Source organism: Nitrospirillum amazonense (genome assembly GCF_007828045.1).
Taxonomy (GTDB): Bacteria; Pseudomonadota; Alphaproteobacteria; order Azospirillales; family Azospirillaceae; genus Nitrospirillum; species Nitrospirillum amazonense_C.
The window spans coordinates 69,181-94,247 of sequence record NZ_VITN01000016.1 but is presented as its reverse complement, the minus strand read 5'-3'; the positions used below and the strand labels follow the sequence as shown (position 1 = coordinate 94,247).

Here is a 25,067-nt window from a genome sequence, read left to right as displayed (position 1 = left end):
ACGGCGACACCCTACCGCGTCGCGGGCTTGACGAACAGCCCATCCACGACCAGCACCAGCATGCCGACCACGATGCCGCTATCGGCAACGTTGAATGCCGGCCAATGCCACGCCGCGATGTGGAAGTCCAGAAAATCAACGACGGCGCCCAGGCGCAGCCGGTCGATCACGTTCCCCAAAGCCCCGCCGATCACCATGCCGGCGCACACCGCCTCGATCAGGCGGGCCGCGCGGCGCATCCACACCGCCATGGCGGCGGTGATGACCAGGGCTAACACGATCAACATGACCGTGCCCGTCGCGCCGCCCTGATTAAACAGGCCGAAGCTGACACCGTGGTTCCACACCAGCACCAGGTTGAAGAAGGGCAGCAGGGTCACGCCGTCGCCGGCCTCGGCGAAGCGGTCCAGGATGGCGGCCTTGCTGGCCTGGTCGGCGGCCAGGATGACAGCCGCCGCCAGCAGGCCGGGAATGCCGAACCGCCCCAACACACGGGTCAGCATGCTCATGCGTGGGGACCCCCAGCGGGACCGACGGCGTCGGCGCAGCGATGGCACAGCTGCTCCCCCCCCTCAGCCGCCGGCACTTCCGGCAGGATGCGCCAGCAGCGCTCACACTTCCCGCCCTCGGCCGGGCCGAAGACCACGCCCACGCCGGCCACGTCGGCCAGGGTGAAGGCGCCCTCGGGTGCGGCACCCACGGTCACGGTGATGCCGGAGGTGATGCTGATCTCCGCCAGGTCCAGGCCGGCCAGGGCCGCGTGATGGGCCGCCTGCACGTACACCGTGGGGTGCGCCTGCAGGGAAGAGCCGATGGTCTTGTCGGCGCGCTTCAGTTCCAGCGCGCCCGTGACCGCGCGGCGCACATCGCGCACCACGGTCCAGCGGGCGGCCAGGGCGTCGTCGCGCCAATCCGCCGGGATGTCGGGGAACTGGCGCAGGTGCACGCTTTCCGGCCAGGCGGCGCGGCGGGCGTCGTCGCCCTCGGCCAGGAAGGCCAGCCAGGCCTCCTCCGCCGTGAAGCACAGGATGGGGGCCAGCCAGGCGGTCAGCGTCACGAACAGCCGTTCCAGCACCGTGCGCACGGCGCGGCGGCGGGCGCTGGTCGGCGCGTCGCAGTACAGGCTGTCCTTGCGGACGTCGAAGTAGAAGGCCGACAGGTCCACCGCGCAGAAGTTATGCAACTCGGTGATCAGGCGGTGCAGATCATATTCCTTGGTGGACTGGCGCACGATGGCGTCCATCTCCGCCAGGCGGTGCAGCACCCAGCGCTCCAGGTCCGGCATGGCCGCCGGCGCCACCCGCTCGGCCTCCGTGAAGTCGGCCAGGGCGCCCAGCAGGTAGCGCAGGGTGTTGCGCAGGCGGCGGTAGAGATCGGCGTTGCTCTTCAGGATCTCCTTGCCGACCTTCAGGTCCTCCGAATAGTCGGAGCCCACGACCCACAGGCGCAAGATGTCGGCGCCGTACTCCTCCATCACCTGCTGCGGCGCCACCACGTTGCCCAGGGACTTGGACATCTTGCGACCCTGCTCATCCAGCGCGAAACCGTGGGTCAGAACCGCCTTGAAGGGCGCGCGGCCCCGGGTGCCGCAGCTTTCCAGCAGCGAGGAGTGGAACCAGCCGCGATGCTGGTCCGACCCTTCCAGGTAGAGGTCGGCGGGCGAGGACAGGTCGTTGCGCCGCTCCAGCACGAAGGCGTGGGTGGAGCCCGATTCAAACCAGACGTCCACGATGTCGAATACCTGGTCGAAATCGGCCGGGTCGTAGTCCGGCCCCAGGAAGTCGGCGGCGGGCCGGCTGTACCAGGCGTCCGCCCCCTCGGTCTCGAAGAGGCTGGCGATGCGGTTCAGCACGCCCTCGTCCTTCAGGGGCTGGCCGTCCGTCTTGGACAGGAACAGGGCGATGGGCACGCCCCAGGCGCGCTGGCGGCTGATGCACCAGTCGGGCCGGCTTTCCACCATGGCGTGGATGCGGTTGCGGCCCTGCGGCGGCACCCACTGCGTCTCATCGATGGCCGCCAGCGCCCGCGCCCGCAGGTCGTTGGTGTCCATGGAGATGAACCACTGCGGCGTGGTGCGGAAGATCAGCGGCGCCTTGGAACGCCAGCTGTGCGGGTAGCTGTGCTTCAGGTTGCCCTTGGCCAGCAGCGACCCTTGCGCGATCAGGGCGCTGATGGACTTGCCGTTGGCGTCGCCGGGCTTGCCTTCCGGCGTGTAGACGCGGGCACCGGCGAACAGCGGCACATGGGCATAGTAGCTGCCGTCCGCGTCCACGGTCTGCGGCACCTCCAGCCCGAACTTGCGGCCGAGGTCGAAGTCCTCGGCACCGTGGCCCGGCGCGGTATGGACGAAGCCGGTACCGGCGTCGGACGTGACATGGTCGCCCGGCAGCAGCGGCACGGCGTAGTCATAGCCGCCGTTGGCCTCGGGATGGCCGCGGAAGGGATGGGCCAGGATGGCACCGTTGAGGTCGGCGGCGGTGACGTCCGCCCCCTTCTCAAACGTCGCCTTGGCCGACGCCGCGACGCCCTCGGCCAGGGCCTGGGCCAGGATGAGCTTCTCGCCCACCTTGGCGAGCGAGCCTTCCAGCACCTCGGTCACGGTGTAGACGGCGTAGGCGATCTCCTCGCCATAGGCCACGGCGCGGTTGCCCGGCATGGTCCAGGGGGTGGTGGTCCAGATGACGACCGACGCGCCGGTCAGCACGGGCGTGGGCGCCGTCACCACCGGGAAGCGCACCCAGATCATGGGCGAGGTCACGTCCTGGTATTCGACCTCCGCCTCGGCCAGGGCGGTCTTTTCCACCACCGACCACATGACCGGCTTGGCGCCCTTGTACAGGCCGCCGTTCAGGAGGAACTTGTGGATCTCGCGCACGATGGCGGATTCGGCGTCGAACGCCATGGTCAGGTAGGGGTTCTGCCAGTCGCCTTCCACGCCCAGGCGGCGGAATTCGGCGGCCTGGATGCCCACCCATTCGGCGGCGAAGTTGCGGCACTCGGCCCGGAACTGCAGGACCGGCACCTCGTCCTTGTCCTTGCCGGCCTTGCGGTACTTCTCCTCGATCTTCCACTCGATGGGCAGGCCGTGGCAGTCCCAGCCGGGAACATAGACCGCGTTGCGGCCCTGCATCTGCTGGCTGCGGATGACCACGTCCTTCAGGATCTTGTTGACCGCGTGGCCGATGTGGATGTTGCCGTTGGCGTAGGGCGGGCCGTCATGCAGCACGAAGGGCGCGCGCTCCGCACCGTCCTGGCGCAGCTTGCCGTACAGATCGATGGCCGCCCAGTGGGCCAGCAGCTCCGGCTCCTTCTTCGGCAGACCGCCGCGCATGGGGAAATCGGTGCGCGGCAGGAAAACGGTGTCTTTAAGATCGCGGGTCATGGCGGGTCAGAAAATCCGGTGTTCGGATGGCGGCCTTGCCCTTGTCCGGAGGCGGATGCGGGCGCCCCGGGGGTAAGGCCGGCGGGATAGTCGGCGGTGGTGGTACGCGGATGAACGCACCCTGGTCCCGGCCCCCCTCAGGAGACCGGGTCGATAATTCGCAGGTCCATGACCCTGATCTGGCGCGTTGGCAACATGGGGGCGGATGTTAGCAGCCGGCCCCCGTGGGTCAAGCAAGATGGGAAGGCCCGCGAAGGCGTCAAGACGCTGGATATCAAGGCGGTGGCCCGTTCAGGACTGGGACAGCGCCGCCAGGCGGAGGCGCGCCTCGTCCGCGTCCCGGGCGATCTGGTCCTTCAGCGCCTGGAAATTCTCGAACTTCATCTCCGGTCGGATGAAGTCCAGCAGCTGCACGCGGACATGGCGGCCGTAGAGATCGCCATCGAAGTCGAACAGATGGGCCTCCAGCCGTTCCACCGCGCCCCCCACGGTGGGCCGGCGACCCAGGTTGGCCACACCGTCGCGCCAGACGGTGCCCGCCCCCTCGTCCACGCCGGCACGCACGGCGTAAACACCGAAATGGGGGCGAAGATAGTCATGGATTTCGATGTTGGCGGTGGGGAAGCCGATGGTGCGGCCCCGCTTGTCACCGTGCTCCACCCGGCCCTCGATCTCGAAGGGATGCCCCAGGATGGCGGCCGCCTCTTGCGGCCGGCCCTCCTGCAGGTGGCGGCGGACGGCGGTGGAGGAATAGGGCTCGCCCGCGCCATTGGCTACCGGCCGCGCCTCGGTCACGCCGAAGCCGTGGCGGGCGCCCAGCGCGCGCAGCAGCGCCATGTCGCCGCCCCGGTTGTGGCCGAACAGGAAGTCGTAGCCGGCCACCACATGGCGCGCGGCCAGACCCTGGACCAGCACCGTCTCCACAAACTCCTCGGCCGTCATGCCCGCCAGGGCGGCGTCGAAGTGCAGCACCACCATGGCGTCCATGCCCAACGCCTCGATCAGGTGGGTCTTGATGCGCAGGGGCGTCAGGCGGAAAGGTGGGTCGTTGGGCCGGAAGAAGCTGCGCGGGTGCGGTTCGAACGTCACCACGGCGGCCGGTCGGCCCAATTCATCGGCCAGGGCGCGGGCCTGGCCGATGACGGCGCGGTGGCCCAGATGCACGCCGTCGAAATTGCCCAGGGCCACGACGGCCCCATGCAACTCGGCGGGCGCATCCTCATAGTGGCGCAGTAATTTCATGACCGGCGGCTTTCCGTCGACTTGAGGTGGGCCGTGAACAGGCGGATGTCCGATGCGTCCGGATATAGGCGCTAACGCCCCGCCGTGCAAAGCCCTTCCCGCGCATGTGCCCCGTCCTCAGGCCGCATGCGCGGGTTCGGAATGAAATCGCAGCCGGGCGTTCAGGGCGGCGCTGGCGAACAGCAGGACGGCGGTGACGAAGAACACCGCGCGCATGCCGACATGGCCGCCGATGAAACCGCCCAGCAGCGGCCCCGCCACCTGCCCCGCGAACTGGGCGGAGGTGGAATAGCCCAGGATGGCGCCCGCCACCCGGTCGGGCACGGCATGGCGGATCAGGGTGGTGATGGCCGGCAGCAGGCCCGCCAAGGTCAGGCCCATGAGGAAGCGCAAGGCAACCAATTGCCAGGTATGGGTGACGAAGGCCTGCGGGATCATCAGCAGGCCGGTGGCGGCCAGGCAGGCGATGACCACGGTGCGCGGCCCCAGCCGATCGGTCAGCCGCCCTACGCGGGGTGCCGCCAGCATGCTGGCCAGGGCGCCGCCCGCCATCACCAGGCCGGACAGGAAGGCGATGTCGCTGCCGGGGGCGGCGATCTGGCCGACATAAACGGTGATGATGGGCTCGATCGACATGTTGGCCACCATCAGCATGCAGGCGGTCAGCAGCATGGCGTAGACCGGCCGCCGGTCGGGAATCTGGCGCCAGGGGCTGCCGATGGGGTGGGGGCCGGCGGCCCTGGCCCGCGGCTCTTCCCGGATCAGGGTGGCGGTGGCGATGAAGGTCAGGAAGATGACGCCGGCGGCGGCGAAGAAGGTCTGGCGCAGGCCGATAAGGCCGGGCAGCGCCCCGCCGATCAACGGCCCGGCCAGGCTGCCGGCCAGCATGCCGGTGGACAGGATACCCAGCGCCCAACCGGAGCGGGCCTTGGGCGTCTGTGTCGCCACCAGCACGATGGAGCCGGAGGCGTAACCACCCAGCAGGCCCGCCAGCAGGCGCAGGGCCACCAGCTGATAGACGTCCTGCACCAGGCCGGTCAGGGCGATGGCCACCGTCATGGCTAGGCTGGCGCGGATCAGGATGACCTTGCGGCCGTAGCGGTCGGCGAACTTGCCCCACAGGGGGGCGGTGGCGCCGGCGCCGAAGAAGGTGGCGCCATAGGCGATGCCCGACCACTGCACGATGGCCGCGTGCCCCGCCACCCCCAGATGCTCCACGTACAGCGGCAGGAAGGGCAAGATCAGGCTGAGGCCCGCGATGGTGGTGAAGGACCCGAACAGGCAGACGTAGAGGTTCCGTCGCCAATGCAGGGATTCCATGATGGCCATCCTCAAAATCAACAGTTCGCCCTGAAAACTGGCGTCGGCGGGGCCAGAGGTCCAATATATGGTGCAGGCGAAGGTGATCGCTTTTAGCAATGGCGGACCCACGAACCGAGGCCACGACCATGGAACTGCGCCACATCCGCTATTTCCTGGCGGTGGCCGAGGAAGGCAACTTCACCCGCGCGGCGGCCCGCCTGGGCATCGGCCAGCCGCCGCTGAGCCAGCAGATCAAGGATTTGGAGCGCGAGGTGGGGGCGCCGCTGTTCCACCGCGTGCCCCATGGCGCCGAACTGACGGAGGCGGGCCGCGCCTTCCTGGACCGCGTGCGCCCCTTCCCCGCCCTGGCGCAGCAGGCGCTGGACGGCGCGCGGCGGGCGGCACGCGGCGAGCTGGGCAGCCTGCGGACGGGCTTCACCTCCTCCTCGGCCTTCAACCCGGCGGTGGCCGGCGCCATCCGGTCTTTTCGCCGGGCCTACCCCGAGGTGGATTTGGGTCTGGTCGAATCGAATTCCGTTCCCTTGCTGGCGGCGCTGGAAGGGGGAGAGGTCGACATCATCTTCCTGCGGACCGATCCGCCCCCGGGCGGCCCGGTGCAGACCCGCCTGCTGGCGGTGGAGCCCATGGTGGCCGTCCTGCCCGCCGGCCATCCGGCGGCGGGGACCCCGGTCCTGGACCTGGGCCGGCTGAGGGATGACCCCTTCATCCTGTTCCCCAAGGGGGCGGGCCCCAGCATGTTCGAGACCACCATGGCCGCCTGCCGCGCCGCCGGGTTCGAGCCGCGGCTGTACCAGACGGCGCCGCAGATGAGTTCCATCGTCAACCTGGTGGCGGCCGAACTGGGCGTGTCCATCATGCCGGCGTCGATGTCCCAAGTGCGGGTGGCGGGCGTCGTCTTCCTGCCCCTGGCCCCGCTGCCGGGCATTCCCCAGCCGACGGCCCGGCTGGCGCTGGCCTGGCGACGCGGCGACACGCGTGTACTGGTGCGTAACTTCATCAACCACGCCGGCCCCGCCGTGGCCGAACCCCAGGGGACGGATGAAACTTTTCCCAAGCCCCTGTGAGGGCGCGCATAGCGGGAAACGGCGCCCCGCCAATAATCTGATAAAATGTGCAGGTATGGATCGGCGGCTTGATCGCAGGCCCGAATCGCGCCGACAATGGGACGATAACGCCGAGAACTATGCGGGCCGGAACCGTCGCCGTCATGGACAACGCAGTCGAAACAACCCCTGGCGAAACATCCCCCGGCGCCGAGCCGGCGGGATGGACTTACCCATCGGGCGGCGCCGGATGGGCCTGCATGTATCTGGACCGTCCGGACGGCGCGCGGTTGCGCCTGGGCTGCTGGCAGAGCGCGGGGGACGAAGGCCGCCGCGGCACTTGCCTCCTGGTCAACGGCCGCAGCGAATTCCTGGAAAAATATGCGGAGCAGGCGGCGGAGTGGGCCGCCCGGGGCTGGCGCGTCGTGTCCTTCGACTGGCGCGGCCAGGGCCTGTCCACCCGGCCCCTGTCCAACCGGCAGCTGGGGCACATCGACGACTTCTCGACCTATCTGGAGGATCTGGAGGCCATCATGGCCGCCCTGTGCCCGCCCACGGGGTCCGTCGTCGCCTTCGCCCATAGCATGGGCGGCCACCTGATGCTGCGTCATGTGCTGGACTGCGACACGGCGATGGAGGTACCGCGGCTGAAGGCCCTGATCCTGTCGGCCGCCATGGTGCGGATCAACACCGCCCCGCTGCCCGGCCGCGCCGCCGCCCTGATCGCCAACTTGGCCTGCCGCCAAGGCAAGGCGGAAACCTACGCCCCCGGCCAGCGCGATTTCGACCCGGACGCGCAGCGGTTCGAGGGCAACCCCCTGACCAGCGATCCGCGCCGCTTCAAGGTGGCGTTGGATGCCTGCCGCCAGCAGCAGGACCTGTGCCTGGGCGGCGTCACCTATGGCTGGCTGGCGGCCGCCTACCGCTCCACCGACTATCTTGCCCACGCCACGATGTCGGGCCTGGACCTGCCCATCCAGATTCTGGCGGCTGGCGCCGACCGGATCGTCAGCTCCCCGGCCTTGCGCGCCCTGGCCCGTCGCCTGCCCGACGCCCGCTTTCACAACTACCCCGGCGCCCGGCATGAACTGATGATGGAGAACGACGCCATCCGCCGCGCCGTGTGGGAAGATGTGGATAACTTCCTAGAGGAAACAGGGTTGTAGTCACCCCTGGTCCGGCGGCATCAGCATCAGAGGCTGCAGCGCCGGGGCCAGGACGCGCAGCAGCTGGGCGGGCAGGGCGCTGGTGAAGTGGTAGTTCGCGGCCTGGGCCCCATGGACATGGGCGGTGATGACACCGAAGAAGCGGTCACCGGCGTAGAAGACGAACGTGGCGGTGCGGTTCACCACCCGTGATTCCAGCAGCACCCCGCCGGGCCCGAAGCGGTCAAAGCGCTGGTCGCCCGTGCCGGTCTTCCCGCCCAGGGGCAGCGGGTTGCCGTCGGCGTCGTGGAAGGCGCCCTTGGCGCGCTGGGCCGTGCCGTTCTGCACCACGTCCAGCAGGTGGGCCTTCACCACCTCCACCAGGTCATGGGACAGCACCCGCTCCCCCTTCATCTGATCGTCCAGGCCCACCACCGTCTCATAGGGCGTGCCGACGGCGAAGTGCAGGCGGGTGACACGGGCGGTGGGCAGGCGGATGCCGTCATTGACGATGATGCCCATCAGATCGGCCAGCGCCCCCGGCCGGTCGCCCGAGCTGCCGATGGAGGTGGCGTAGGAGGGCACCAGCGCCTCGAAGGGATAGCCCAGGCGCTTCCAATCGGCATGGATGCGGGCGAAGGCCTCCTCCTCCAGCACGATGCCGATGCGCGTGTCCTGCGCGTGCTTGTAGCGGGTGGAGAACAGCCACTGATAGCTTTCCTGGCGCGAGGTGCTGCTCTCCTTCAGCATCTGACGCTTCGGCGCCTTGGGGCTTTCCTGCAGATAGGCCACCAGCCACAGTTCCAGCGGGTGCACGCCGGCCATGTAGCCGCGGTCGTTCAGGCTCCACTTTTCCGGATCGGCCTTCTCGAACAGGGCGGCCACGGTGGCCGGCTTCAGCGGCTGGGGCTTGGCGGGGGGGTGCGCCCCGGGCCGGGTGTCATTTTCCACCGCGCCATGGGCGGCCAGGAAGCGGGCCAGATCCTCCGGCGTCGCGTTCGGCCGGACGGAACGGTAGATGACGGCCAGCCGCTCCTCCCGCGTGCCGGCCTTGGCCGCCAGCGTCTCCAGCGCCTTGTCGGGGCTGAGGCCGCCGTATTCGTCCCAGAAATGGTTCAGGAAGGTGCTGCCTTCCCGGTCCGCGAACTGGGCCAAGTAGGTCTGGCGGGCCGGGTGGTGCGGGTCATCCAGGACGTCGTCCTTTCGCGCCGGCCCCTCGGCGATGTAGTGGTTCACCACGTCGCGCATCAGCCGGATGAACACCAGGTTGACCGAGCGGCGCAGCGCCTCGGACACCGTCAGGATGCGGTGGTCGTCCGACTTTTCGAAATTGTTGAAGCTGTGCAGGCCACCGCCGGTGAAGAAGCGCTCCCCCGTCCCGGCGGAATAGGTGCGCTCCATGGCCGCGTTCAGCATGGCCGGCAGGCCCTGGTCGCCCGTCTGCGCCAACGTGTCGGTCACCCAGCGGGTGAGGTTGTCGTCCGCCGCGGCCGAGATGTCGCGCAGCGCGGCGGCGTCGCGCTGGTGATAGTCGCGGTACAGCTTCTCGACGATCTCCAGGTAGGAGATCAGGGTGCGCAGCTTGGCGGTGGACCCCAGGTCCAGCCGCGCGCCTTCGTTCAGGTCCAGCGGCTGGTCCAGGGTGTCGACCTGCACCCGCACCAGGTTGGCGTGCGGCGCGCGCTCATACAAGGTAACGGAATAGACCACCTTGGCCGGATCGGCGCCGGTCAGCAGCCGGTCGCCGGTCAGGCCCAGCTCCGCCGTCGCCGCCGGGTCCGCCAGGCGCTTCAGCACCCCGGTCACCCGCTCCTGCGCCGCCTGGTCCAGCGTCGTCTCGGTGGTCAGGTCCAGCCGGTCCAGCTGGTACAGCGTATGGGCGCCCAGCATCGTGGTCAGGCGGTTGCGGATGGCGTTGACCGCCTTCTGCTCCACATACGACACGTCGGGCGGGTCCGGCGCCTCATCCCGGAAGCGCAGCTTGAAGTTCTGGGCTGCATCAGCCAGCGCCGGCGGGATGACGCCCGCCTTCTCCAGCACGCGCAGATGCTCATTGCACAGGGCGTCCAGAGCCGTGCGGTTGGTGGTGAGGTAGAAGGACGGCCGCCGCTGGGCCAGCAGCAGGCTCAGCACCTGCTTGTAGACCACGGCCTGGGTCGCCAGATCCTCCTCCGTTTGGGGCGGCGCCCGCAGGATCTGGTTGGCGGCGGTGAAGTCGGTGCCGTACCAGGCCCACAGGCCGTCGCCCAGGCCGTTGATCTCGCCGATGCCGGGCCGCGCCGACAGGGGTGTGGAGTTCAGATAATCCACCAGGATGCGGTAACGGGTCTGCGTGGTGTCGGCGCCGTCCATATAGGCGCGCATGCTGGCCGACGCCATCTGGCGCAACTTCTCCACCCCGTCCGCCGTCTGCCCGCCGGCGGAATGGCGGTACTTCTCCGTCTGGGTCGCCAGGGTGCTGCCGCCGATGCGCTGGGCGCCGGGATTGACGACCTGCAACGGGATCTGCAGCAGGGCCAGGCCGAAGCGGTCCCAATCCACCGCCGGGTTGCGATAGGGATGGGCCGGATCCAGCAGCTGGCGATTCTCGATGAACAGCAGGGTGTTGGCCACCACGGGCGGAACGGAGGCGTAGCTGGTGAACACCCGCTCAGGATAATTGGCGCCGTAGAGCAGCGTTCCGCCCCGGTCCAGCACCTGCAGCCCGGCCGAGGTCTTCTCCGCATAGGGCGGGTAGAAGCTGAGGTCCAGATAGTCCAGCAAGGTGGGCGACATGCGCGCCTGGGCGGTGACGCGATAGGGTCCCGCCGTCAGCCGTTCCAGGAAGCTGGGCATCTGGGTGTAGCCCAGCCGCTCGTCATACGGCCCCGCCGTGGGATAGCGCACAGCCGTGGTGGGGCCGGGGTAGACGGAATAACGCAGGTCGCGCCCGACCCGGGCCAGCAGGGCGGATTCGAAGCCCGACGTCTCCGTCTCCAGCCAGGCGGCGCCCCCGATGCAGCCCAGGATGGCCAGGCTGGTGGCCCAGCCCAGGATGCGCACCCACAGCGGCGTGCCCCGCCGACGGACTTTCGGCGGCTTGGGCGCGGCGTCGGCTGATCCGGCGCCCGGCGCCAAGCGGGAGACGGGCGGACGCAGGGCGGCCAAGGTGTCGGCCCGCCCGCTAACACCCGTTAGGGGAGCCCCGCCCAAGCTGTTGTCGGTGCTGGTCGTCATCGCCCGCGTACGCGGTACCCCCCTCAGCGCAGACCCGTCATAGGCCACCGGGCAGAGGTTCACCCCCCGCCCCAACTAAGCGGCCTATCCTGCCCGCGATCAAGCGATATCAGGGTCGGCCCCCTGTTGGGGGTAGGTTTTGCCGCCGGTGTTGGCCAAACACGGCTCTCTAACGCAAGGTCCGTGCCGGTTCCGGTGATCTCAGCGGGCGCGGCCGAACGCCGCCAGCAGATGGCCGGCCAGGTCGGCGCGGGCCACGGCGGCCTGCTCGCCACTCACCAGCTGCTTGACCGTGACGGTACCGGCGGCGGCCTCGTCCGGACCCATCATCAGCACCACGGGGATGCCGGCGCGGTCGGCATATTTCATCTGCTTGGCGATTTTTGCCGGTTCCAGATGCACCTCGACGTTCAGGCCGGCGGTGCGCAGCTCACCCGCCAAGGCCAGGTAGTCGGGCAGCAACTCGGGCGCGAACTGGGTGACCAGCACGTCGATGGTGCTGGTCTGGTCCTTCACCAGGCCGGCCTGGTCCAGCACGTAGAACAGGCGGGTAGCGCCGATGGAGATGCCCACGCCCGGCAGCTTGCTCTTGGTGTACTGGCTGGCCAGGTTGTCATAGCGCCCGCCGGAGCAGACGCTGCCCATCTGCGGGAAGTCGGTCAGGAAGGTCTCATAGACCGTGCCGGTGTAGTAATCCAGGCCGCGGGTGATGGAGAAGTTGACGCGGAAGTGGCTGTCCGGCACGCCCAGGGCGCGCAGGCCCGCCACCACCTGGGTCAGCTCATCCAGTCCTTCCTGGGCCAAGGCGCTGGCGCCCGCCAACTCCTTGGCCTTGGCCAGCATTGCATCCGTGGTGCCGTCGATGCCGACGAAGGCCAGGATGGCGGCGGCCGTCTCGGCCGACAGCGCCTGTTCCCCCGTCAGGGTGGCGCGCACGGCGTCCACGCCCACCTTGGGCAGCTTGTCGATCTCGCGCAGCACGGCGGCCTGCGCCTCACCCTCGGTCAGGCCCAGCCCTTCCAGGAAGCCGCGCAGGATCTTGCGGTTGGACAGGTTGATCTGGAAGGGGCCGACGTCGATGCCCACCTGCGCCAGATCGCGGAACACGGTGTAGATGACGGACGGCATCTCCGCGTCATAGGCGACGGACAGGCTGTCCTTGCCGATGACGTCGATGTCGCACTGATAGAATTCGCGATAGCGCCCCTTCTGCGCCCGCTCCCCACGATAGACGCGCTGGATCTGATAGCGGCGGAAGGGGAAGCTCAACTCATGCTCATGCTCCGCCACATAGCGGGCGGTGGGCACGGTCAGGTCGAAGCGCAGGGCGATGTCCGGGCGCTTGGCCTGTTCCAGCGCGCCGGTCGACTGCACGAAATAAATCTGCTTTTCCGTCTCGCCGCCCGACTTGGTCAGCAACACGTCCACGGTTTCGAACACCGGGGTTTCGATCTGCAGGAAGCCGAAACGCTCAAAGCCCCGCCGAATGGTGTCCAGCATGCGCTGGAAGGCGATCTGCTTGGACGGCAGCAGTTCCATCGTGCCGGGCGGCGTGCGGGGGGCGATCAGGGCCATGGGATCGGACTCGGAATCTAAGAGACGGACAAGACGGGCTTCATACCCGATTTGCCCAGTGGCGCGCCACAGGCATGGGCGGCGCGCCACAGGCATGGGCGGCGCGCCACTGGCATGGGCCCCGCGCCACAGACATGGGCGCCAGCGCCATGCCCCGGGCCGCCGGGGGTTGAGCCCACGCGCTTGAGCGCGTAGGACTGGCGCCCGGACATCATAAGCCGGACCCTGCCCCATGAGCGCGACCACCGCCGCCCGCCTGACCCTGCGCCGCCCCGACGACTGGCACCTGCACGTCCGCACCGGGGCCATGCTGCGCGCCGTGCTGCCGCACTCCGCCCGCCAGATGGGCCGGGCCATCATCATGCCCAACCTGGTGCCGCCGGTGACCGACCGGGCGTCCGCCCTGCGCTACAAGGCGGAGATCCAGGAGGCCCTGGCCGCCTTGCCGGAAAACGGGGGGGCCCGTTTCCAGCCGCTGATGACCGCCTACCTGACGGACGGCAGCAGCGCCGACGAGATCGCCGCCGGCTATGAGGAAGGTCTGTTCCGGGCGGTGAAGCTGTACCCCGCCCATGCCACGACCAATTCCGCCCACGGCGTCACCGATCTCGCCAACGTGGCCGGCGTGCTGGCGCGCATGCAGGATATCGGCATGCCCCTGCTGGTCCATGGCGAGGTGACCGACCCCGCCATCGACATCTTCGACCGCGAGGCGGTGTTCATCGAGCGGGTGCTGCTGCCCCTGATGAACCGCTACCCCGCCCTGAAGATCGTGCTGGAACACGCCACGACGGAAGAGGCGGTGGCCGTGGTGGAGGCGCACGGGGCCAGCGGGCGCCTCGCCTGCACCATCACCGCCCATCACCTGATGATCAACCGCTCATCCATCTTCGCGGGCGGCATCCGGCCCCACCTCTATTGCCTGCCCATCGCCAAGCGGGAGAAGCATCGCCTGGCCCTGCGCCGTGCCGCCACCTCCGGCCAGCCCTGGTTTTTCCTGGGCACCGACAGCGCGCCGCACCCCACCAGTGCCAAGGAATCGGGTTGCGGCTGCGCCGGCATCTACACGGCGGCCAGCGCCATCGAACTCTACGCCCAGGTCTTCGATGAGGAAGGCAAGCTGGACGCGCTGGAGGCCTTCGCCAGCCTGAACGGCCCGCGCTTCCACGGCCTGGCGCCGAATGAGGACACCATCACCCTGGTACGGGACGGCCATACCGTTCCCGACCTGGTGGACGCCGGCGGCAGCAACGCTGTCCTGCCCTTCCGCGCCGGCGAACGGCTGGACTGGCGCCTCTCTCAAGACTAAGCCCGTGTGGCATTTGATCGTAACCGCTCAAATGCCCCCCTCAAGCGCCGGGCGCGGCCATCCGGCCGCTTGGCTATCCTCGCTGCGCCCTCCGGTGCTCGCTCCGGCAGACGCAGTCGCGTCCTACAACGGCATGAGTTACTTGCTCATGCCGTTGGTGTAATTACCCACTCAATTCCCAATTCAGTGCCCGAGGTCCTCATGATCGACGCCCAGACCGCCGCCAGCCTGACCGCCCGCATCCTGCTGGACATCAAGGCGATCCACTTCAACGCCGCCCAGCCCTTCATCCTGACCTCGGGCAAGGCCAGCCCGGTCTATATCGATTGCCGCAAGGTCATCAGCTTCCCGCGCGCCCGCTCGGCCATCATCGATTACGCCGTGCAGACGGTGATGCGCGACGCCGGGTTCGAAGCGTTCGACGGCGTCGCCGGCGGTGAGACGGCCGGCATCTCCTACGCCGCTTGGATGGCCGACCGCATGGGCCTGCCCATGCAGTACGTGCGCAAGAAGCCCAAGGGCTTCGGCCGCAACGCCCAGATCGAGGGCCAGTTCGACGAGGGCGACCGCATCCTGCTGGTGGAAGACCTGACCACCGACGGCGGCAGCAAGGTGGGCTTCGTCAACGCCCTGCGCCAGGCGGGTGCTGTGTGCGAGCACGCCTTCGTCGTCTTCCACTACGGCATCTTCCCCAAGAGCGTGGAGACGATGCGCGAAATCGGCGTCACCCTGCATGCCCTGACCACCTGGTGGGACGTGCTGAAGGTGGCTCGCGACCACAACTATTTCGATACCGCAACGATGTTGGAAGTGGAGAAGTTCCTGCACGCCCCGGCCGAATGGTCGGCGGCCAATGGCGGTAAGGTGGAAGGATAAGGTCCTTCCCGCAGCGCCAACGGATACGCGACAGCGGCAGGGGCATCCCCTACCGCTGTTTGTTCATCAGGCGGACGTAGCCGCCAGTGCCTTGCACCGCTCCGCCGTGCGCTCATCGGCCGGGAACATGCACTCGATGCGCAGTTCCTCCACCGTCACGTCGCGGGCGGTGCCGAAGGTGGTGATGGTGGAGAAGAAGCGCAGCGGGTGGCCGCTGGCATCCAGCGCCCCGCCGGCGAAGACCGTGGTGCACAGCGGCAGGGGATAGGCGTCGGGATCGCGCGACCGCCAACGGGCCGGCACGCCGGGATAGGCCAGCACATCGTCCAGCAGGGTGCGCAGGCCCTGGTCCAGCGGGGTGGCCGCCACCTCGCTATGCAGATGGCGGATCAGGTCGCCGGCCAGGCTTTCCCAATTGCCCATGACGGGCCGCATGTCGTCGGGGTCGAACACCTGGCGCAGGATGTTGTTGTGCCGGGGCATGCGGCCCCGCGCCAGGCTGACCACCCGGGCGGTGGCGCGGTTGATGCGCACCACATCCCAGCGGCGGTTCATCACCAGGGCGGGGTAGGGTTCTTGCTGATTGATGATGAAATCGATGGCCTGGCGCACCGGTGCCATCTCCGGCGTCGCCAGCGTCCGCTCGCCATAGCGGGGCGCATAGCCGGCGGCCACCAGCAGGGCGTTGCGCTCCCGCAGGGGCATGTCCAGCGTATCGGCCAGGCGGGCCAGCAGCTCGCGGCTGGGCTGGGCCTTGCCGGTTTCCACACAGCTGAGATGCCGGGTGGAGACACCGGCCTCCAGCGCCAAATCCATCTGGCTCATGCGCCGCGCCGCCCGCCATTCGCGCAGCAGCAGGCCCAGCGGCGTCGGCTGGAAGGGAATGGCGGTCACGGTCGCGGCGGCGGCATGGGTCATGGCTGGTGAATGATACGGCGGCCACGGGCAAAAGCCATGACCTCTGAGGTCAAGAAACCATGACCTGACGGGTTATCGACCGCGAATAAGGCCCAGGCGTATCCCTGGGGCATCCGAATCACCCTGCCCCACCACCCTGCCCTTGAGGGGGATGAGAGATGCTGACCGCACCGTTCGCCCGACGTCATTTCCTGCAAAGCCTGGCCGGCGCCGCCCTGGTCCTGGGAACGTCCGGTGCCGGCGCGGCCGCCCTGTCCGGCACCGGGCCGCTGGACGCCGCCGCCTACCGGTCCCTGCGCCGCTACGCCGGCACGCCCTTCGGCCATGTCGCCTACATGGAACAGGGCAGCGGCCCCGACGCCGTGTTCCTGCACGGCTTCCCCCTGAACAGCTTCCAGTGGCGCGGGGCCATCGACCGGCTGGCGGCCCATCGCCGCTGCCTGGCGCCGGACTTCCTGGGCCTGGGCTACAGCCGCGTGCCGGACGGTCAGGCGGTGACCCCCACGGTCCAGGTGCGCATGCTGGCCGCCTTCCTGGACAGCGTGGGCGCCAACACGGTGGACATCGTGGCCAACGACAGCGGCGGGGCCGTGGCCCAGCTGTTCGTCACCCGGTACCCCAAGCGGGTACGCAGCCTGTTGCTGACCAACTGCGATATCGAGCCCGACAGCCCGCCCCCGGCCCTGCAGCCGGTGCTGCAGATGGCGCGGGCCGGCACCTTCGCCGACCGCGCGCTGGCGCGCTGGGTGGCGGACAAGGATTTGGCGCGCGGCCCGACAGGCTTGGGCGGCCAAACCTTCAGCGACCCCACCCGCCCCACGGACGAGGCCATCGACTATTACCTGGGCCCGCTGGTCAGCAGCCCCCGGCGCAAGGACCTGGTGCACGCCTATACCCTGGGCCTGGCCCCCAACCCGCTAGCCGGCATCGAGAAGGAGTTGCGCCGCGTGACGGTTCCCGCGCGCATCGTCTGGGGCACCGCCGACACCATCTTCGACCCCGCCGGCGGCGACTACCTGGCCGGCATCCTGCCCAATTGCCAGGGCGTCCGCCATTTGCCCCAGGCCAAGCTGTTCTTCCCCGAGGAATATCCCGACGTGATCGCGGAAGAGGCCAGGACGCTGTGGGGCGTGACCGCCTGAAAACCCGCCGTCCCCTTCCAATAAAAAACCCCGCGGAAGCGATCCCGCGGGGTTTTTCGATGCGCGAGAGCGGCTTAGGCGGCGCGGACCTGCTGCAGGAAGCGGTCCACCTGGCCGGCCAGGGTGTCGGACTGCTGGGCCAGGCCGGTGGCCGCGCCCAGAACCTGGGTGGCCGACTTGCCGGTGTCCTCGGCGGCATGCTGCAGCGAGCCGATGTTGCGCGACACTTCCATGGTGCCCATGGAGGCCTGCTGGACGTTCCGTGCAATTTCCTTGGTCGCCGCGTCCTGCTCTTCCACCGCACCCGCGACCATGTCGGAGATGTCGTTGATCTCGGCGATGGTCCTGGAAATCGTGATGATGGCGTCGACCGCGTCGCGGGTGGCGTCCTGCATGGTGGAGATCTGGGCGGAGATTTCCTCCGTCGCCTTGGCCGTCTGGTTGGCCAGGCTCTTGACCTCGCTGGCCACGACCGCGAAGCCCTTGCCGGCTTCACCGGCGCGGGCCGCCTCGATGGTGGCGTTCAGCGCCAGCAGGTTGGTCTGGCTGGCGATGTCGGAGATCAGTTTCACCACGTCACCGATACTCTGAGCGCGCGAGGCCAGCGACTGCACGGTCTCGTTCGTCTTCTCGGCGGTGGAGGCGGCGGCCTTAGCGATGCGGGCCGAGGTGTTGACCTGGTTGGAAATCTCTGCCAGCGAGCCGGCCAGTTCCTCGGTGGCGCTGGCCACCGACTGCACGTTGGCCGAGGCCTGCTGCGTGGCGGCGGCGACGGCGCCGGCCTGGCTGCGGCTCTCGTCGGCCGAACCGGACAGCGTCTGCGCGCTGGACTGCATGCGGGTGGCGGCCTCGGACACCTGGGCCACGACGCCCTTCACGGTGCTCTCGAACTCGTCGGCCAGGCGGTTCATGGTGTGACGCTTCTCTTCCGCCGCCTCCCGCTCCGCCTGCTCCTGCACCTTCTTCAGGCGCTCCACTTCCAGGGCGTTGTCCTTGAACACCTGGACGGAGGCGGCCATGGCGCCGATCTCGTCGCCACGCTCCGTGCCGGTGATGTCCACGGTCAGGTCGCCGCTGGCCAGACGGCCCATGGCGGTCTGCAAGGTGGTCAGCGGACGGCTGACCAGGAAGTGCAGCAGCACGGCCAGGCCGCCGACCAGGATGGCCAGCACGATGAGGGCGGTCAGCAGCGAGCCCTTGACGGTGGAGGAGATGGCCTCGTTCAGGCCCTGGCGGCTCCACGCCACGATCAGGGTGCCGACCTGGTCATGGTTGGCGCCGGCCTTCACCGGCGACATGACGATCAGGTGGTCGCCGCGGTCGAAGGCCTTGGTCTCGGTGACCTTCTTGGGCAGGTCCTTGTCCTTGTCGATGGCGTAGGTCGGCAGGGTCTTGCTGTCGAAGCTGTCCAGGGATTCGCCGTCGCCGTCGTTCACGCGCACGCCCGCCAGGCTGCCGCCCGCGCGGGTGCTGAGGTCGGCATAAGCGTCGGCGATCGAATCCTGCTGCTTGAAGCGGACGGCGGCGCTCATCTGCTGCGCCAGCATTTCCGTTTCCTGGCGCTCGGACGCCACAGACTGGGCCAGCATAGCCTTATGCATCTGATTGGTGCTGAGCCAAATGACAGCACCCAGGCCGATAATCGTGGGAATGGCGACCGCAGGGGCGATCTTGCGCCCAATGGTAAACCAGCTTCTCGAATTTTCCGGCTTCTTCACCAGGCCACTGACACGCCCCAAAAACCCATCTGCCTCATACGACATTATTTACTACCCCTGCTTTGTTCATTGCCCCGCGCCGCTGTCGTCGCCAAGACCGACAGCCACCCTATCAAACCCGGTGCGCGCCCCCGAACCCTCGCCCACAGTGCGATCGCGGCTCGGCCTAGGCCCTGGGCTAATACCTAGACATGCTTTCGCAGACCTGTAAACTGACTTATAACCTCAACTACAGTTAACGCCGCCAAGGACCACGATGACTGAAATTTATCTTTCGCAATGCGGAAAGGATTTCAGCCTGGCTCCATTAGCGTCAGACTCTGGTTAAAACCCCGGAATCCAAGGGGCTAACGGGGTGAGATAAACGAAACGGGGGAAAAGGGGCCAAGCCCCGCTGTTCTTCTTAGCATTTTAAGTAATAAAAATTCAGCGCAGGTGACACAAACGTCACCGCTCCGTCATATCGGATCTCGGCCGGCGGCGTTCCGGCCGACCAGGACGATGGCTGATCGTGAACAGGGCACGGGTCCGCAACGTACGGGCCCCCAGGCGTGAAGACAGATGTAGGTAACGATCCATAAGGCTTTGATGGATAGTCTTTTTTCGACTGTGTACTTACTGGACTCTGGGAGGTTGGTGCAGATGAAGAAGCGGGTGGCAGCCATCGTCCTGATGGCTGGTTTGGGGGTTGCGGGCGCAGCGCGGGCGGAGTGCACGCTGGGTACGCCTCCCGCCGTGCCGGACGGCAGCAAGGCGGCGGAAGCGGATATGCAGGCGGCATCCGCAGCCGTGAAGAAGTTCATGGCGGAGACCCAGGACTATATGAGCTGCGTCGAGTTTGAAGGCAAAAACGGCAACGGCAACTGGCAGAAGAAGTACAACGATGCCGTCGACCAGATGCAGAAGCTCGCGAGCGATTTCAACAAGCAGTTGAAGGCTTTCAAATCCAAATAAAGGTTAATGCCCGCAATTCCGCCGCGCCCCTTCCGAGGCCGGCGGACAGACGGTACGGATCCCACCCGGAAGAACCACTTTAAGTGGTGAGCAATGGTTAAGGCGCCTCACCGCCGGTGCGGCGTTTTGTCCGCCGGCGGCGATCCCGCGTTCGACTGGCCCGCGTTCGGCTGGCCCCCATTCGGCTGGCCGGAAGCGCCACCCGGCACGGCGGGGGCGGTCGGCAAGGCCGGCTGGGCGTCCTTGCCGTGGGAAGGCGCGGCGTCCAGCGGCACCGTCACCACCGTTGGCGGCTTGCGCGGCGTGACGATGGGCGGCATGGCCAGCCCTTGCGGCTGGACGGCGATGGAGGAATAAGGCGTGCGCTTGGGCTCCGGCGGGCGTTCCAGGTGGCGGGTCACCAGGTTCACCAGGGTGGCGTCATCCCAGGGCTCGACCGCGCGGCCCAGGCGCAGGATCACCAAGTCGGCCGCCTTCGACACATAAAGCCGCTGGCCACCCGCGCCCGCCATGAAGACGGTGTCAGGCTCGGCGAAGGCTTCGGCCGCCTTGACGGGGCCGCCCTTTTCCCGCGGCCAGGCGAGGCGCACCCGCATGCCCTCGTTGCGGGCGAACAGCGTGGGGCGCTGCATCTCCTCCACCCAGGGCATGGGCAGGACCGCGCGGTTTTCCACCTGGCCGCCGTCCTTCAACAGCAGGCCCAGGCGCAGCCAATCGCGCGCCGTCGCCTTGACGCAGCAGCCCACCAGGGTGGCGCGGCCGCTATCATCCAACAGCATCTCCGCCGGGCGGGCGCCGATCGGGGCCCACAGCCCCTGCGACAAATAGGCGGCCAGCGGCTGCCTGGTCGTCTTTTCCAGCACCAGGGCCAGCACCTGCAACTCCCCCTCCGCCGGCTTGTAACGGGTCCCGGGTTCCGCCTCCAGCGCCAGGCCCTTCAGCCAGGCGCCGGCATCGGCCGCCGCCGGGCCGCCCGGGGTGCCGTTATCAGGCGGGAAGCCGAGGCCGCTGCTGCCCACCAGCAGGTCGCGCACGGTGACGCGGCCCCGCGGATCGTCCTTCCAGTCCGGGAAGATCTGGCCCAGCGCCTGATCCGCGGAAGTGAGGAAGCCATCCTGGATGGCTTTGCCGGTCAGGAAGGTCAGCAGGCCCGCCTGCAGACCGGCGCCGTCCATCAGGTCAGCCGGGCGGGTCCCGGGACCGTAGTCCTCCACTTGCAGGGCGCCGCGATACCAGACCAGCAGGGCCGTGGTGCCGGTGCTGGACTCGAAGGTGTGCAGGGCCTTCAGGCCCTCATCCGAAATCTGGCGGTCATCGGGCGAGGCCACCGTCAGGATGGGTCCGTCGCCGCCCGCCACCTCCACCGTCACCGGGCCGCGGGGGGCCGGGGGCTCCGCCGCCGCCGGCGGCGGGGGTGGCGGCACTTCCGCACGCTTGCCCCAATGGGCCAGCAGCAGGCCGCCGCCGATGGCCACCGCCGCCACCGGCGCCAGCAGCAGGGCCACCCGAAGGTAGCCGCTCCGGGGGTAGCCGCTCCGGGGCTCGCCAGGCCTGGAGACGCCGGGCTTGGGCGCACCGGGCTTGGGCGCACCGGGCTTGGGCGCACCGGGCTTGGGCGCACCGGGCTTGGGCGGAGTGGCTCCCGATTTCGGTGATTGGGACATCAGTACGTAACGCTCCCCGAAGGCGGATGGGTCCGCCCGGGCGCGGGCCCGGCACGAACTCCGGCATAAGCCTTGGCCGTGACTGTGGCACGGCCAAGGCAGCGAGAGTCGGCGGGGACCGCCTTACTTGCGTTCGCGGACCGGGTAGTCGACGCCGTCGACCACTTCCCAGCTGCCGTCGGGCTGGCGGCAGATGAAACCGGTCTGGTGGCGGAACAGCTGGCCTTGGAACACCACCGAGTGGAATTCACGGCACGGGCGGTTCTTGGCGTCGAAGCCGTCGCGCAGCATCTTCACGGTGCCCTGGCGACCCGTCTGCGGGTTCGTCCAGCTCACGGTTTCCTGGACGGGCTTGCCCGTGGCCTCCTTCAGCGCCGTCTGCAGCGCGGTCAGGTCGCTGGCATCCAGCGTAATGTCCGTGGGCGGCGGCTTGGGCGCCTCGACGGGCGGCGGCTCGGCCGGCGCCGCGGGCTTCTCCTCGGGCTTGGCGGCGCAACCCGCCAGCGCCAGCAGCATCAGTCCTGCGACCGACAGCTTCATCTTCATCCCTTTGGCTCCTGCATCCCCTGGTAAACGCCCCCCAATATCGACGGCGCCCCGATTGAGCGCCCCTTTTTGCCAAAGGTGACGCCCACCGCGCAATCCCTGCCGAAGCCCGACCCCCAAAAGCCAGAGACCGGAAGGCGGTATGCCGCCGAAGGGCCGAGGCGGGCGGGGTGCGACGGATCGTCCGTGAAACCGCTCCCCTTCACGGGCGCAACTGGCATAATGCCGCCCGTTATTCGTGCCAGTACCGAAAGCCTGCATCGCATGACCGACATGAAAACCGGCGTAAACCCCCTGTTCCTGCGGGAGGAGGAGCTACGGCAGGCGATGGAGATGCTGTTCTACGCCTACCGCGACTTCACCGCCGAACCCGACACCATGCTGGAGAAGATCGGCCTGGGCCGGGCGCACCACCGCGTCATCTACTTCGTGGGCCGCCATCCCCACATCACCGTGACCGACCTGCTGGGCATCCTGCGCATCACCAAGCAGAGCCTGTCGCGCGTGCTGCAGGACCTGGTGCGTGAGGAATACATCGTGCAGCGGCAGGGCACCCGCGACCGGCGCCAGCGCCTGCTGGACCTGACGCCCAAGGGCCAGGAACTGGAACGCCAGCTGTCCGAACCGCAGCGCCAGCTGATCGCCCGCGCCTACCGCAGGGCGGGGGCGGAAGCGGTGGAGGGCTTCCGCAAGGTCATGGTCGGCATCATGGACGACAGCGACCGGGATACGTTCGCCCAGGCGCGGCCCGCCGTGGCGGCGCTGGCGAAGCGCTGAGCCCGCGTTATGCTATGCTGCCGCCCCGCGACCGTTAGGGAGAGCATCCGACCATGACGATGACGCAGCAGGCCCTGCCCGAGGAGCAGCCCCACATCCTGGTGGTGGATGACGACGACCGTCTGCGCGAGGCCCTGCGGCGCTATTTGTCGCAGAACGGCTTCATCGTCTCGGCTGCGGCGGACGCGGCGGCGGCCCGGCGCATGCTGGCCTCCCTGAACTTCGACCTCATGGTGCTGGACGTGCGCATGCCCGGCGAGTCGGGGCTGGAGCTGACCCGCAGCCTGCGCGCCGGTGGCGGCCTGCCCATCCTGCTGCTGACGGCCAACGGACAGCCGGATGACCGCATCGCCGGGCTGGAGGCGGGGGCCGATGACTACCTGCCCAAGCCCTTCGAGCCGCGCGAGCTGGTGCTGCGCATCACCTCCATCCTGCGCCGCCTGCCCAAGCCGGCGGCGGCCGCGGCGGAGGTGCGCCTGGGCCGTTGGGTGTTCGATGCCGAGCGGGAGGAACTGCGCTCGGGCGAGGAGACCGTGCGCCTGACCAGTGGCGAGGCGAGCCTGCTGCGCACCCTGGCCGCCCAGCCGGGGGTGGTGTTCACGCGGGAGGATCTGGGGCGCGCCGGCATCGACAGCAACGCCCGCGCCATCGACGTGCAGGTCACCCGCCTGCGGCGCAAGATCGAGACCGACCCGCGCCAGCCGCGCTATCTGCAGACCGTGCGCGGCGAAGGTTATGTGCTGCGGCCCGACTGAGGCCGCCCTTTTTTGTCGCTGAAGGACGCCCCATGAGCATGACGCGTGAACAGGCGCCCCGGCGCCAGGGTCTGGGGGCGCCCCCGGTGATCAACCCTTCCGGCGTGGTGAAGCGCCTGCTGCCGCGCACGCTGTTCGGCCGGTCGCTGCTGATCATCACCACGCCGGTGATCCTGGCCCAGGCCATCGCCACCTTCTACTTCTATGACCAGCATTGGGAACGGGTGACCAACAACCAGGCCTTCGGCGTGGCGGGCGAGATCGCCATGGTCATCGAGCAGCTGGGCCGCGACCAGACGGAAGATGACCGGGGCGTGACCCTGGACATGGTGACCCGCACCACCGACCTGATGGTGACCTTCAGCCCGGGCGAACGGCTGCCCAACTGGCACCGCCAGCACCTGTTCGGCATCCTGGAGCACACGCTGGGCCGGGCCCTGGATGAGAAGGTTGGCCGCCCTTGGACCATAGACACCCACGTCGCCCATGAATGGTACGGCATCAACGTGCAACTGCCCGACGGCGTGCTGCACGTCCTGTCGCCGGAGCGGCGGCTGTTCAGCTTCACCAGCTGGGTGTTCATCCTGTGGATGGCTGGCAGCTCGCTGCTGCTGTTCACCATCGCCATCATGTTCATGCGCAACCAGATCCGGCCCATCCGCCGCCTGGCCATCGCGGCGGAGGCCTTCGGCAAGGGCCGCGACACCCCCCTGTTCAAGCCGGAGGGCGCGTCGGAGGTGCGGCAGGCCGCCACGGCCTTCCTGCAGATGCGGGAACGCATCCAGCGCCAGATCAGCCAGCGCACGGAGATGCTGGCCGGGGTCAGCCACGATCTGCGCACCCCCCTGACCCGCATGCGCCTGCAGCTGGCCATGCTGCCCGAGGCCCAGGAGGTGGAGGAGCTGAAGGCCGACGTGGCCGAGATGGAGGGGATGATCGAGGCCTATCTGGCCTTCGCCCGGGGCGAGGGCGCCGAACCGCCCGCCCCTACCGATGTGGGTGCCCTGCTGACCGACGTGGTGGCCAACGCCCGGCGCGAGGGCCGGTCGGTGGAACTGAGCCTGCCGGACGCCACCATCATCGTGCCGCTGCGCGCCAACGACTTCCGCCGCTGCGTCGCCAACCTGGTGGGCAACGCCGTGCGCTATGCCGGCCGGGCCTGGGTGACCTTGCAGCGCCAGGGCGGCCACCTCTATGTCCTGGTTGACGACAACGGGCCCGGCATCCCGGCGGAAATGCGGGAGGAAGTGTTCCGCCCCTTCCACCGCCTGGACAGCTCGCGCAACCAGGCCACCGGCGGTGTCGGCCTGGGCCTGGGCATCGCCCGCGACATCGCCAACCGTCATGGCGGCAACGTCCTGCTGGAAGACAGCCCCCGGGGCGGCCTGCGGGCGGTGATCAGACTGCCTGTGTAAGCAGCCGGGCAGCGGAAATGAAAACGGGCGACACCCTGTGGGGTGCCGCCCGTCTGTCATTCAGCGC

At 68.6% G+C, this 25,067-nt stretch carries 19 protein-coding genes; 9 read left to right on the top strand and 10 right to left on the bottom strand.

Annotated features, from left to right (window positions below; genetic code table 11):
- Positions 1-11: 11 nt before the first annotated feature.
- From lspA to FBZ89_RS21725, 4 genes are all read right to left on the bottom strand, one after another.
- Entirely contained in the window at positions 12-509 is a 498-nt protein-coding gene (lspA, locus tag FBZ89_RS21740; protein ID WP_186457502.1) for a signal peptidase II, read from the bottom strand.
- The gene (gene ileS, locus FBZ89_RS21735; RefSeq protein ID WP_145752111.1) at positions 506-3,382 is read right to left on the bottom strand and encodes an isoleucine--tRNA ligase; all 2,877 of its coding nucleotides are present in this window, start codon (positions 3,380-3,382) and stop codon (positions 506-508) included. Before ileS ends, lspA begins: the two co-directional genes overlap by 4 nt.
- A gap of 291 nt (positions 3,383-3,673) precedes the next feature.
- Positions 3,674-4,624, bottom strand: a complete 951-nt coding sequence (locus tag FBZ89_RS21730) for a bifunctional riboflavin kinase/FAD synthetase (RefSeq protein WP_145752109.1) — start codon at positions 4,622-4,624, stop codon at positions 3,674-3,676.
- Positions 4,625-4,741: 117 nt separating this feature from the next.
- Positions 4,742-5,944 carry an MFS transporter gene (locus tag FBZ89_RS21725; protein ID WP_211115307.1) on the bottom strand — a complete coding sequence of 401 codons (1,203 nt, stop codon included), beginning with the start codon at positions 5,942-5,944 and terminating at the stop codon, positions 4,742-4,744.
- 98 nt (positions 5,945-6,042) lie between these two features.
- Between FBZ89_RS21725 and FBZ89_RS21720 the strand changes: the two genes are divergently transcribed.
- Positions 6,043-7,011, top strand: a complete 969-nt coding sequence (locus FBZ89_RS21720) for a LysR family transcriptional regulator (protein WP_281292037.1) — start codon at positions 6,043-6,045, stop codon at positions 7,009-7,011.
- Positions 7,012-7,250: 239 nt separating this feature from the next.
- Positions 7,251-8,156 (top strand): alpha/beta fold hydrolase, encoded by a 906-nt coding sequence (locus FBZ89_RS21715; RefSeq protein ID WP_186457501.1) that lies wholly within the window; start codon positions 7,251-7,253, stop codon positions 8,154-8,156.
- Here FBZ89_RS21715 and FBZ89_RS21710 read toward each other — a convergent pair whose 3' ends face one another.
- Positions 8,157-11,351, bottom strand: coding sequence for a transglycosylase domain-containing protein (locus FBZ89_RS21710; RefSeq protein WP_246172432.1), 3,195 nt, complete (start codon positions 11,349-11,351; stop codon positions 8,157-8,159).
- Positions 11,352-11,552: 201 nt separating this feature from the next.
- Positions 11,553-12,926 carry a histidine--tRNA ligase gene (hisS, locus tag FBZ89_RS21705; protein ID WP_145752104.1) on the bottom strand — a complete coding sequence of 458 codons (1,374 nt, stop codon included), beginning with the start codon at positions 12,924-12,926 and terminating at the stop codon, positions 11,553-11,555.
- A gap of 232 nt (positions 12,927-13,158) precedes the next feature.
- Here hisS and pyrC point away from each other — a divergent pair, with 232 nt between their 5' ends.
- On the top strand, positions 13,159-14,235 hold the full coding sequence (gene pyrC / locus FBZ89_RS21700; protein WP_145752103.1) for a dihydroorotase: 1,077 nt from the start codon (positions 13,159-13,161) through the stop codon (positions 14,233-14,235).
- A gap of 201 nt (positions 14,236-14,436) precedes the next feature.
- Positions 14,437-15,111, top strand: a complete 675-nt coding sequence (locus tag FBZ89_RS21695) for an orotate phosphoribosyltransferase (protein WP_145752101.1) — start codon at positions 14,437-14,439, stop codon at positions 15,109-15,111.
- 66 nt (positions 15,112-15,177) lie between these two features.
- On the opposite strand, the gene FBZ89_RS21690 is transcribed toward FBZ89_RS21695, so the two are convergent.
- Complete coding sequence (locus FBZ89_RS21690) at positions 15,178-16,029, bottom strand: helix-turn-helix domain-containing protein (RefSeq protein ID WP_145752099.1); 852 nt, start codon at positions 16,027-16,029, stop codon at positions 15,178-15,180.
- A 158-nt stretch (positions 16,030-16,187) separates the two neighbouring features.
- Here FBZ89_RS21690 and FBZ89_RS21685 point away from each other — a divergent pair, with 158 nt between their 5' ends.
- Positions 16,188-17,171, top strand: coding sequence for an alpha/beta fold hydrolase (locus FBZ89_RS21685; protein WP_145752098.1), 984 nt, complete (start codon positions 16,188-16,190; stop codon positions 17,169-17,171).
- A gap of 74 nt (positions 17,172-17,245) precedes the next feature.
- On the opposite strand, the gene FBZ89_RS21680 is transcribed toward FBZ89_RS21685, so the two are convergent.
- Positions 17,246-18,760 (bottom strand): methyl-accepting chemotaxis protein, encoded by a 1,515-nt coding sequence (locus FBZ89_RS21680; RefSeq protein ID WP_246172431.1) that lies wholly within the window; start codon positions 18,758-18,760, stop codon positions 17,246-17,248.
- Between the two features lie 771 nt (positions 18,761-19,531).
- Here FBZ89_RS21680 and FBZ89_RS21675 point away from each other — a divergent pair.
- Complete coding sequence (locus tag FBZ89_RS21675; protein ID WP_145752094.1) at positions 19,532-19,843, top strand: hypothetical protein; 312 nt, start codon at positions 19,532-19,534, stop codon at positions 19,841-19,843.
- A 107-nt stretch (positions 19,844-19,950) separates the two neighbouring features.
- Here the strand turns inward: FBZ89_RS21675 and FBZ89_RS21670 are convergent, their stop codons facing one another.
- Positions 19,951-21,507, bottom strand: a complete 1,557-nt coding sequence (locus FBZ89_RS21670; RefSeq protein ID WP_145752093.1) for a serine hydrolase domain-containing protein — start codon at positions 21,505-21,507, stop codon at positions 19,951-19,953.
- A 123-nt stretch (positions 21,508-21,630) separates the two neighbouring features.
- Positions 21,631-22,053 (bottom strand): RT0821/Lpp0805 family surface protein, encoded by a 423-nt coding sequence (locus FBZ89_RS30970; RefSeq protein ID WP_186457500.1) that lies wholly within the window; start codon positions 22,051-22,053, stop codon positions 21,631-21,633.
- A 264-nt stretch (positions 22,054-22,317) separates the two neighbouring features.
- Here FBZ89_RS30970 and FBZ89_RS21660 point away from each other — a divergent pair, with 264 nt between their 5' ends.
- The 3 genes from FBZ89_RS21660 to FBZ89_RS21650 are packed head-to-tail and all read left to right on the top strand — an operon-like array spanning position 22,318 to position 25,000.
- Complete coding sequence (locus FBZ89_RS21660) at positions 22,318-22,830, top strand: MarR family winged helix-turn-helix transcriptional regulator (protein WP_145613288.1); 513 nt, start codon at positions 22,318-22,320, stop codon at positions 22,828-22,830.
- A gap of 53 nt (positions 22,831-22,883) precedes the next feature.
- Positions 22,884-23,585 (top strand): response regulator, encoded by a 702-nt coding sequence (locus FBZ89_RS21655; RefSeq protein ID WP_145752089.1) that lies wholly within the window; start codon positions 22,884-22,886, stop codon positions 23,583-23,585.
- Between the two features lie 32 nt (positions 23,586-23,617).
- Positions 23,618-25,000, top strand: a complete 1,383-nt coding sequence (locus FBZ89_RS21650; protein ID WP_145752087.1) for an ATP-binding protein — start codon at positions 23,618-23,620, stop codon at positions 24,998-25,000.
- The last annotated feature ends 67 nt before the right edge of the window (positions 25,001-25,067 follow it).

Bases quoted from the DNA above. Each gene is read 5' to 3' on its own strand.
- FBZ89_RS21730 (WP_145752109.1), bottom strand. From the start codon at position 4,624: ATGAAATTACTGCGCCACTATGAGGATGCGCCCGCCGAGTTGCATGGG.
- FBZ89_RS21680 (WP_246172431.1), bottom strand. From the start codon at position 18,760: ATGCTGGCCCAGTCTGTGGCGTCCGAGCGCCAGGAAACGGAAATGCTG.
- lspA (WP_186457502.1), bottom strand. From the start codon at position 509: ATGAGCATGCTGACCCGTGTGTTGGGGCGGTTCGGCATTCCCGGCCTG.
- FBZ89_RS21670 (WP_145752093.1), bottom strand. From the start codon at position 21,507: ATGTCCCAATCACCGAAATCGGGAGCCACTCCGCCCAAGCCCGGTGCG.
- hisS (WP_145752104.1), bottom strand. From the start codon at position 12,926: ATGGCCCTGATCGCCCCCCGCACGCCGCCCGGCACGATGGAACTGCTG.
- FBZ89_RS21695 (WP_145752101.1), top strand. From the start codon at position 14,437: ATGATCGACGCCCAGACCGCCGCCAGCCTGACCGCCCGCATCCTGCTG.
- FBZ89_RS21690 (WP_145752099.1), bottom strand. From the start codon at position 16,029: ATGACCCATGCCGCCGCCGCGACCGTGACCGCCATTCCCTTCCAGCCG.
- ileS (WP_145752111.1), bottom strand. From the start codon at position 3,382: ATGACCCGCGATCTTAAAGACACCGTTTTCCTGCCGCGCACCGATTTC.
- FBZ89_RS21710 (WP_246172432.1), bottom strand. From the start codon at position 11,351: ATGACGACCAGCACCGACAACAGCTTGGGCGGGGCTCCCCTAACGGGT.
- FBZ89_RS21675 (WP_145752094.1), top strand. From the start codon at position 19,532: ATGAAGAAGCGGGTGGCAGCCATCGTCCTGATGGCTGGTTTGGGGGTT.
- FBZ89_RS21655 (WP_145752089.1), top strand. From the start codon at position 22,884: ATGACGATGACGCAGCAGGCCCTGCCCGAGGAGCAGCCCCACATCCTG.
- FBZ89_RS21725 (WP_211115307.1), bottom strand. From the start codon at position 5,944: ATGGAATCCCTGCATTGGCGACGGAACCTCTACGTCTGCCTGTTCGGG.
- FBZ89_RS21660 (WP_145613288.1), top strand. From the start codon at position 22,318: ATGACCGACATGAAAACCGGCGTAAACCCCCTGTTCCTGCGGGAGGAG.
- pyrC (WP_145752103.1), top strand. From the start codon at position 13,159: ATGAGCGCGACCACCGCCGCCCGCCTGACCCTGCGCCGCCCCGACGAC.
- FBZ89_RS21685 (WP_145752098.1), top strand. From the start codon at position 16,188: ATGCTGACCGCACCGTTCGCCCGACGTCATTTCCTGCAAAGCCTGGCC.
- FBZ89_RS21650 (WP_145752087.1), top strand. From the start codon at position 23,618: ATGAGCATGACGCGTGAACAGGCGCCCCGGCGCCAGGGTCTGGGGGCG.
- FBZ89_RS21720 (WP_281292037.1), top strand. From the start codon at position 6,043: ATGGCGGACCCACGAACCGAGGCCACGACCATGGAACTGCGCCACATC.
- FBZ89_RS21715 (WP_186457501.1), top strand. From the start codon at position 7,251: ATGTATCTGGACCGTCCGGACGGCGCGCGGTTGCGCCTGGGCTGCTGG.
- FBZ89_RS30970 (WP_186457500.1), bottom strand. From the start codon at position 22,053: ATGAAGATGAAGCTGTCGGTCGCAGGACTGATGCTGCTGGCGCTGGCG.